The 8761-nt window shown below is 70.8% G+C and carries 9 protein-coding genes; 7 read left to right on the forward strand and 2 right to left on the reverse strand.

Translation table 11 applies throughout. The annotated features are described in order from the left end of the window. Both Aple_RS50400 and Aple_RS50405 read right to left on the reverse strand, forming a co-directional pair. A partial coding sequence (locus tag Aple_RS50400; RefSeq protein WP_218038930.1) for a D-apionate lactonase family protein occupies positions 1 to 597 on the reverse strand: 597 nt, incomplete at its 3' end. A 1-nt stretch (position 598) separates the two neighbouring features. Next, entirely contained in the window at positions 599 to 1597 is a 999-nt protein-coding gene (locus tag Aple_RS50405; protein WP_155351933.1) for an aldo/keto reductase, read from the reverse strand. Between the two features lie 139 nt (positions 1598 to 1736). Here Aple_RS50405 and Aple_RS50410 point away from each other — a divergent pair, with 139 nt between their 5' ends. The 7 genes from Aple_RS50410 to Aple_RS55355 form a co-directional block, all read left to right on the forward strand. Continuing rightward, positions 1737 to 4418, forward strand: coding sequence for an alpha-L-rhamnosidase (locus Aple_RS50410; protein ID WP_218038931.1), 2682 nt, complete (start codon positions 1737 to 1739; stop codon positions 4416 to 4418). After that, complete coding sequence (locus Aple_RS50415) at positions 4415 to 5749, forward strand: ABC transporter substrate-binding protein (protein ID WP_155351934.1); 1335 nt, start codon at positions 4415 to 4417, stop codon at positions 5747 to 5749. The genes Aple_RS50410 and Aple_RS50415 overlap by 4 nt, the downstream gene beginning before the upstream one ends. Next, complete coding sequence (locus Aple_RS50420) at positions 5746 to 6666, forward strand: carbohydrate ABC transporter permease (protein ID WP_170322069.1); 921 nt, start codon at positions 5746 to 5748, stop codon at positions 6664 to 6666. Before Aple_RS50415 ends, Aple_RS50420 begins: the two co-directional genes overlap by 4 nt. Further along, positions 6663 to 7481, forward strand: coding sequence for a carbohydrate ABC transporter permease (locus Aple_RS50425; RefSeq protein WP_155351936.1), 819 nt, complete (start codon positions 6663 to 6665; stop codon positions 7479 to 7481). Before Aple_RS50420 ends, Aple_RS50425 begins: the two co-directional genes overlap by 4 nt. Before the next feature lie 11 nt (positions 7482 to 7492). Beyond that, positions 7493 to 8242, forward strand: a complete 750-nt coding sequence (locus Aple_RS50430; RefSeq protein WP_155351937.1) for an SDR family NAD(P)-dependent oxidoreductase — start codon at positions 7493 to 7495, stop codon at positions 8240 to 8242. Beyond that, on the forward strand, positions 8242 to 8643 hold the full coding sequence (locus Aple_RS50435; protein ID WP_155351938.1) for a carboxymuconolactone decarboxylase family protein: 402 nt from the start codon (positions 8242 to 8244) through the stop codon (positions 8641 to 8643). The genes Aple_RS50430 and Aple_RS50435 overlap by 1 nt, the downstream gene beginning before the upstream one ends. A 1-nt stretch (position 8644) precedes the next feature. Further along, the coding region (locus Aple_RS55355; RefSeq protein ID WP_246265602.1) for a Tm-1-like ATP-binding domain-containing protein at positions 8645 to 8761 on the forward strand (117 nt) is incomplete at its 3' end.

Here is an 8761-nt window from a genome sequence, read left to right on the forward strand (position 1 = left end):
GGTGGGGAGGGGGTGGCCGATCACTGTCAGGTGGAGGGTCTGGTGGACGCGGTCGCCGCGGCGCAGGAGGACGGGCCAGGGACGGTCGAGCGGGGTGCCGTAGGTCTTGTAGCCGGGGTCGGTCCAGTTGCGGTGGTCCTCGGTCTCGAACGTCTCGCCCGACAGCGAGATCCTCACCTCCACTCCGGAGTCCAGGTAGCGCATCGTCCGGACTCCCGTGAAGATCGGGCGTGGGCTGATCCGCCGGGGGAACTCCCCCGCGGGAGCGCCGTTGACCTCCACGGCGGTCCCGGCCAGGTGGCCGGGATGCAGGAGGCAGAGCCCGATCCTGGCCCGCTCGAAGTCTCGCCCGGCCCGGCCCTCGATCGAGAACCGCAGCGAGTCCTCGGTCGCGGTCACCGTGCCCCGCCAGGCGAAGTCGACCTCGCCCGAGCTGTGCCACACCTCCAGCCGGGACCCGGACACGTGCAGGACGCGCCCGGGCACCGTCATCCACCGGTGGTCCCTGACCTCCACGCCGACCCGGCGCAGCAGGTCGAGATCGCCGAGCCGTACCCGGTCGAGGTAGGGCCCTTCCCGGTCGTAGGTAAGCTCCACCTCACCCCTCCCGCATGGTGAGCAGGCTCTCGGCGGAACGGGGGAAGGAGGGCAGCGCGGTCAACGCGTCGAGCTGGGCCTGATCCAGCCGCAGCCCCGCGGCGGCCACGCTCGCCGAAAGCTCCGCGACGCTCTCCGCGCCGACGATCGCGCTGGCGACGGCGGGACGCGACAGCAGCCAGGCGATCGCGACCTGGGCGGGCGGCAGCTCCCAGCTCGTGGCCAGCGCCGCCAGCCGATCGGCCGTGGCCAGGTGCTCGGGGGCGAAGCCACCACCGCCCCAGCGCCGCTCGCCGCTGTAGTCGCGGTCGGCGGCGGTCGCCAGCAGCCCGCCGTTGAGCGGGCTGAAGGCGACCAGGGACAGGCCCAGCCGGAGGAAGGCGGGCACGTGCTCCACTTCGGGCGTACGGTCGAACAGGTTGTAGCGCACCTGGGCGCACACCGGCGGGTTCAGGCGGAGCTCCGAGCAGATCCACATGGCCCTGGTCGTCTCCCACGCCGGATAGGTCGACAGCGCCGCGTAACGCACCTTGCCCTGCCTGACCAGGTCGTCCATGGCTCTGAGCGTCTGGTCGAGTGGCGTGTCGGGATCGGGGTGGTGAGCGTAGAAGAGGTCCACATGGTCGGTGTTCAGCCGCCGCAGGCTCCGCTCCAGCTGGCGCACCAGATGCCGCCTGGACAGCCCCCGGTCGTTGACGCCGGGCCCGACCGGCTCGCGCGCCTTGGTGGCCAGCACGACCTGGTCGCGCTGCCCGGCCAGCGCCTTGCCGAGGATCTCCTCGGCCGATTCCCGCCGGTCCCACGGCGGCACGCCCGGCCGGTCGAAGTGCGGCAGGTTGCCGTAGGAGTCGGCGGTGTCGAAGAAGTTGATCCCGTGGTCCAGCGCGCCGCGCACGATCCTGGCGGCTTCGGCCGGGTCCGGCGCCACTCCGAACGTGGCCGTGCCGACGCAGAGCCGCGAGACCCGGACACCGGTCGAGCCGAGCAGCGCGTATTCCATGACAGTGGACGATAGGCAATAAACCAGACATTGGTCAACCGGTTGACCAGTCGCGCAACATGGCTGTAACGTCACCCCATCTTGTTGGGCGGCAACCCTTAAAACGATTCGTATCGGGGGACCGGGCCAACGAAGGGAAGTGATCAACATCGTGGCACTCCTGTCTCCGTATGACCTCACCTGCGAGTTCCTCGACCGGCCCCGCGGAATGGACGAGCCGGCCCCGCGCCTGGCATGGCGGCTGCGCTCCGACGCGCACGGCGACCGCCAAAGCGCCCACCGCCTCACGGTGCGCGCCGCAGGGCGGCTCGTGTGGGAGCACGAAGGCACCGACGGCAGCCAGGTCGCCTACAACGGGCCGCCCCTGGCACCCTCCACCCGCTACACCTGGACGGTCGAGGTCCGCGACGCCTGGGGGTCACCGGCGGGCAGCGCCGAGTCGTGGTTCGAGACCGGGCTGATGGGCGGCTGGAGCGCGGCCTGGATCGCCAGAGACGAGGCCGCGCAGCCCGTCTTCGAACCCCCCGCCGACGACGACCTCACCCTCAACACCCGCAAGCTGACCCCTCCCGCGCAGCTGCGCCGCGCCTTCGACCTGCCCGAACTCCCCGTGCGGGCCAGGCTGCACGCCAGCGCGCGAGGCCTGTACCGCTTCTCCCTGAACGGCTCGCGGGTCGGCGACGCCGAGCTCGAACCCGGCTGGACCGACTACCGGGAGCGGATCAGGTACCAGACCCATGACGTGACCGCGCTGCTGCGCGCCGGGCGCAACGTCCTGGGCGCGCTGCTCGCGGACGGCTGGTGGAGCGGCTTCGTCGGCTTCGACCCGCGCCGGGCGGGCAAGCTCTACGGCGACGCGCCGGCCCTCATCGCCCAGCTGGAGCTGGAGTTCGCCGACGGATCCCGTCAGGTCGTCGCCACCGACGGCGACTGGCGGGAGGCGCCGGGACCGCTGCGCCACTCCGACCTGCTGATGGGCGAGTACCACGACGCCCGCCGGCGGCGCGAGGGCTGGGACGCCCCCGGCTTCGACGACAGCGCGTGGGCGCCCGTCGCCGTCCTCGGCCGGGACACCGACGAGCTGGTCTGGTCCCGCAGCACCCCCGTCCGGGTGGTCGCCGACCTGCCGGCCCTGCGGAGCTTTCCCGCCCCCGGCGGCGGCACGATCTTCGACCTCGGCCAGAACATGGTCGGCCGAGTCCGGCTCACCGTCCACGGCGCGGGGCGCGGCCGGCGGATCCAGCTCAGGCACGCCGAGATGCTGGCGGCGGACGGCTCCCCGCACACCGCGAACCTGCGCCGCGCCGAGGCCACCGACGTCTACGTCTGCGCGGGCGACCCCGTCGAGGTGTTCGAGCCGGCCTTCACCCTCCACGGCTTCCGCTACGTCGAGGTCACCGGTTTCGAGGGGCGGATGGAGGTCACCGGCCGGGTCCTGCAGAGCGATCTGCCCTGGACCGGCGAGTTCACCTGCAGTGACGAGCTGGTCAACCGGCTGCACGAGAACATCCGCTGGGGTCAGCGCGGCAACTTCGTCTCGGTGCCCACCGACTGCCCGCAGCGGGACGAGCGGCTCGGCTGGCTCGCCGACGCGCAGGTCTTCCTGCCCACCGCCGCCCGCGGCGCCGAGATGTCGGCGTTCATGGCCGACTGGATGCGGGACGTGCTGTCCGGCCAGGACGCCGAGGGGGCCTTCCCCGACGTGGCCCCCAAGGTCTGCCTGACCAGGGAGGGCGCGCCCGGCTGGGGGGACGCCGGGGTGATCGTCCCGTGGACCCTCTACCGCCTGTACGGCGACCGCCGCGTGCTGGCGGACTGCTTCCCGGCGATGGCCCGCTGGGTGGACCAGATCGAGCGGCACAACCCCGATCTGATCTGGCGACGCCGTACCGGACGCAACTACGGCGACTGGCTCCAGGTCGGAGTGGACACCCCGCGCGAGGTGCTGGCCACGGCCTACTTCGCCCAGTCGGCCACCCTCGTGGGCCGGGCGGCCCGGGCGCTCGGGCTGGCCGGGCCGGCCGAACGCTACGAAACGCTGGCCGCCGCGATCCGGGCGGCCTTCACGGCCGCGTTCGTCGGATCGGACGCCCGCGTCCACGGCGACACCCAGACCGGCTACCTGCTCGCGCTGGAGTTCGCCCTGGTCCCCGCCGAGCTGCGCGAGGCCGTCGCCGCCCACCTGGTCCGGGACCTGGCCAAGCACGACGACCATCTGACCACCGGCTTCATCGGGGTGGGCCTGCTCTGCCCGGTGCTCACCGGCATCGGCCGCGCCGACCTCGCCTACCGGCTCCTGCACCAGGAGAGCTTCCCCGGCTGGCTGTTCTCGGTCCGGCACGGCGCCACGACCATCTGGGAACGCTGGGACGGCTGGACCCCGGAGCGCGGCTTCCAGTCGGCCACCATGAACTCCTTCAACCACTACAGCCTGGGCGCGGTCGGGGACTGGCTGTACGGCGGGGTGGCGGGGATCGGCCAGGAACCGGATTCCGTGGCCTACTCCGGCCTGACGCTCTGCCCTCACCCGGGCGGGCGGCTGACCTGGGCCCGGGCCGCGCAGGAGACCCCCCGCGGCCGGGTCGAGTCCGCCTGGTCGGTGGCGGAGGGCGTGTTCACGCTCGACCTGCGCATCCCGCCGGGCGCCGACGCCCTCGTCCACGTCCCCACCAGCGACCCCGAGGCCGTCCGGTCCACCGCCCACGTCACCGTCCTGGAACGGCGCGACCGGGTGACCGTGTGCTCGGTGACCTCGGGACAGCACCGCATATCGGCCCCCTGGGCCACAGCACCTGCACCTTATGAGAGGACGACGCCATGAACACCCCCTCGCTGAACGCCCCCTCCCGCCGCGACCTGTTCCGCGCCGGCGGCCTGGCCGCCGCCGCGCTGACGCTCAGCGCCTGCGGCTGGGGCCGCACCGAACCGAGTGGCACCGGGACCGGCACGGGCGCGGCCCGCCCCGGGCTGAAGGTGTGGGACCAGTTCACGACCTCGCCGCAGAACGAGGCCGTGAAGAAGATCTACGACCGGTTCCAGGGCGCGTCCATCACCCGCAGCGCGCAGACCGGGGACCAGCTGACCACGGTGGGCAAGACGGCGCTGGCCTCCGGCACCGGCCCGGACGTCATCTACTACCAGGTCGGCGCGGGCAACGCCGGCGTGCTGGCCGAGGCGGGGCTGCTCCGCCCGCTGGACGACGTCGCCGCCAAATACGGCTGGCTGGACCGGCTGACCCCCTTCGCGATCCGCGAGGCCTCCCTCGACGGCAAGCTGTACGGCCTGCCCAACGAGTCGGAGAACACCGTCCTGTTCTACAACAAGACTCTCATCGAGAAGGCCGGGCTGACCGTCCCCGAGACCTTCGAGGAGCTGCTCACCTTCGCCGCCGCCGCGACCAAGAAGGGATTCACGCCGATCGCCTACGGCCAGTCGGACGTCTACCCGAGCTGGTGGGCGTTCTCGATGATGGCCGGCAACCTGGCGGGGGCCCAGCCGATGGGCGACCTGATCTTCGACAACAAGGGCAGCTGGAACACCCCGCAGCTGGTGGAGGCCATCCAGCTGTTCTTCGTCGATCTGGTCAAGGCCGGCGGCTTCATCAAGGACCTCAACTCCCTCGGCGGACCCGACGCCCAGTCGCTCTTCCTGGCGGGCAAGGCGTTGATGAACCTCAACGGCACGTGGGCGGTCGGCACGATCGAGAAGGACATGCCGGGCCAGGAGATCGGCATCATGGCCATGCCCTCGGTCAACGGCAGCCCCCGCGTCTACCCCGGCGGCATCGGCTCGGCGTACTACATCTCAGCCAAGAGCGCCAACGCCGACCTGGCCGCCGAGTTCCTGGACTCGCTCTACCAGCCGGAGGCCGTCAAGTTCTGGGTCCAGGAGGGCAAGATCTTCCCGCCGGTGCCCTTCGACTCCGCCGGATTCACCCTGACCCCGCTGCAGGAGCTCGCGATGGGGGTGGCCCAGAACGGCGGCGGCGACGCCACGGCCAACATCGGCTACGCGGTCAACCACGGTCTGGCCTCCCCCGCCTTCCTCAAGGCGATGACCAGCGGCTTCCAAGCCGTGGTCGCCGGGGACAAGACTCCGGCCAAGCAGGCCGAGGAGCTGCAGAAGGCATGGGAGGCGGGGCTGACCTCATGACGCTCACGCTGACGAGGCCACGCTCGACGGCGGGGCAGGTCCGGCCCGGGGGTCGGCCCCAGGGCCGTACTTTGGGCTACCTGTTCCTGCTGCCCGCGGGCCTGCTCTACGCGGGGTTCATCCTGTGGCCGCTGGCCCAGTCGGTCTACCTCAGCCTGACCGACTGGGACGGGGCCAGCCCCGACAGGCGCTTCGTCGGCCTGGACAACTTCCGGCGGCTGCTCGGCGACGACCTGTTCTGGCGCTCGCTCGGCCACAACCTCATCTGGGTGGTCGTCGGCACCGCCCTGACCATGGGGGTGGCGCTGCTGCTCGCCATGCTCGTCTGGAGCCGCCCCCGCGGCTTCACCGCGCTGCGGACGATCTACTTCATGCCTCAGGTGCTCCCGGCCATCATCGTCGGCATCGTCTGGAGCTGGATCTACAACCCGGCCTTCGGCATCCTCAACCGCGCGCTGGAGGCGGTCGGCCTGGAGTCCTGGACCAGGGGCTGGCTGGGCGACCCCGACTTCGCCCTGTACGCGGTGCTGCTGGCCTCGGTCTGGGCCACCGTCGGCCTCGCGTTCGTCATCTTCACCGCCGCGCTGCACAACGTGGACACCGACCTGATCGACGCGGCCCGGGTGGACGGCGCCAACGGGTGGCAGCGCTTCCGGCACGTGGTGATCCCGCAGCTGTCCAACGCCATCACGCTCGTCGTCGTCCTGCTGCTGGTCCACGGCTTCCAGGCCTTCGACCACGTCTGGATCATGACCAAGGGCGGCCCGGACGACGCCACCCAGCTGATCGCCACCTACACCTACCAGAAGGCGTTCATGGAAAACGAGATCGGCTACGGCGCGACCCTGTCGCTGGTGCTCACGGCGATCTCGCTGCTGGTGTCGATCGCGGTGGTCCGGGTCAGGGAGCGCGCATGACGATCACCGTGAAGACCGCCAGGTACCTGATCCTCCTGCTGTTCGCGCTGCTGTTCGTGATGCCGTTCCTGTGGATCTGGTTCTCCGCGCTGAAGAGCACGGCCGAGATCAACCAGGACCCCTTCGGCGTCCCGGCGACGCTGCACTGGGAGAACCTGGCGGAAGCGTGGACAACCGGCCGGTTCGGCTCCTACATCGGCAATTCGGTGCTGTACGCCGCCTTCGTCGTGCCGCTGGTGACCGCCTTCTCCTGCCTTGCCGGGTACGCCCTGGGCACGCGACGGCTCCCCGGCGAGCGGCTGATCTTCGGCGCCTTCCTGCTGGGCATCATGATCCCATTCCAGTCGATCATGATTCCGCAGTACTACCTGGTCCGGGACCTGGGCATCCTGGGCACCTACTGGGGTGTCATCGTGCCGAGCGTCGCGCTCGGGCTGGCCTTCGGGGTGTTCCTGATGCGGGCGTTCTTCCGCGGGCTACCCGAGGAGATCTCCAACGCGGCCCGGATCGACGGCGCCACGGAGTGGCGGGTCTTCACCCGCATCATCCTCCCGCTGGCCAGGCCGGGAATCATCACGCTGGTCGTGCTCCAGTTCATGTTCACCTGGAACATGTTCCTCATCCCCCTGCTGTACGGCCAGGACGAAGGGCTGCGCCCGATCTCCACCGGGATCATGTTCTTCGTCGGGGAGTACAGCGTGGACCGGTCGATGATCGCCGCGGGCGTCACGCTGGCCAGCATCCCCATCATCGCCCTCTATCTCCTCCTTCAGCGGCATTTCATCCAGGGAATGACCGCCGGAGCACTCAAGTGAAAGGTTCGCAGATGCGACTGGCAGGCAAGAAGGCGCTCCTCACCGGCGCGGGCGGGGCCATGGGCAAGGTGTTCGCCCAGGCGCTGGCCGCGGAGGGGTGCGACGTCGCCGGCCTGGACGTGGCCGCCGACGGGCTCGGGGCGTTCGGCGAGGCCGTCCAGGCGGCCGGGCGTCAGGCGCTGGAGCTCAAGACCGACATCACCGACTTCGCCGCCACCCAGGACGCGGTCGGGGAGGTCATCCAGACCTGGGGCGGCCTGGACATCCTGGTCAACAACGCGGGTGGGGGCATGGTCCGGCCCTTCCACGAGATGACCGAGCAAGAGTGGCATCGGATGGTCGAAGTCAACCTGACCAGCGTCTTCAACGTCACCGCCGCCGTCATTCCGTCGATGCTGGCCCGCGGCGGCGGCCGGATCGTGAACATCGCCTCCATCGCGGCCCTGCGCGGCGGACGCCTGGTCCGGCACGCGAGCGGCTACGCCGCCGCGAAGGCAGGCGTGGTCGGACTGACCAAGGCCCTGGCCATCGAGTACGCCACCAGCGGCATCACGGTCAACGCCATCGCGCCCGGCGCCCAGCAGACCCCCGGCCGCGACCGGGACACCCCCGAGCAGCGCGAGGCCCTGCTCGCCCAGATCCCCACCAGGACGCTGGGCCGCCCCGAGGACCTGGCCGAGACCATCGTGTTCTTCTGCCTGCCCTCGGCGGCCTACCTGACCGGCGTCATCCTGCCCCAGGACGGAGGTCACGCGATCTGATGGACGACACCCAGTCCAGCACCGAATCCCGCCTCGACCAGGGCCGGGCGAAGTACGACGAGGTCTACGGCGACGGCGCGGCCGACCGCCTGCTCCAGTCGCTCTCCGGCCCCGGCTCCGATCTCGGACGCTACGGCGTGGAGTTCAACTTCGGGGAGATCTACGCTCGCCCCGGACTCGACCTGAGGCAACGGCAGATCGCCTCGATCGCCTCGCTGGTCAACATCGGCGGCTGCGAGCCGCAGCTGACCGGGCACATCAACGCGGGCCTCAACGTCGGCCTGACCGCCGCCGAGATCGTCGAGGTCATCATCCACTGCGTCCAGTACGCCGGATTCCCCCGGGCCATCAACGCCCTGAACGTGGCCAAGCAGGTCTTCGAGCGCAGAGGGGTGGCGTGAGATGCCGGCCGTCGTGCTGATCGGGACGCTGGACACCAAGGGCGAGGAGTACGCCTGGCTGCGCGACCGGCTCCGGGCACTGGGCGCGGAGGTGCTGCTCGTGGACGCGGGCGTGGGC

It is taken from the genome of Acrocarpospora pleiomorpha (assembly GCF_009687885.1).
GTDB lineage: Bacteria > Actinomycetota > Actinomycetes > Streptosporangiales > Streptosporangiaceae > Acrocarpospora > Acrocarpospora pleiomorpha.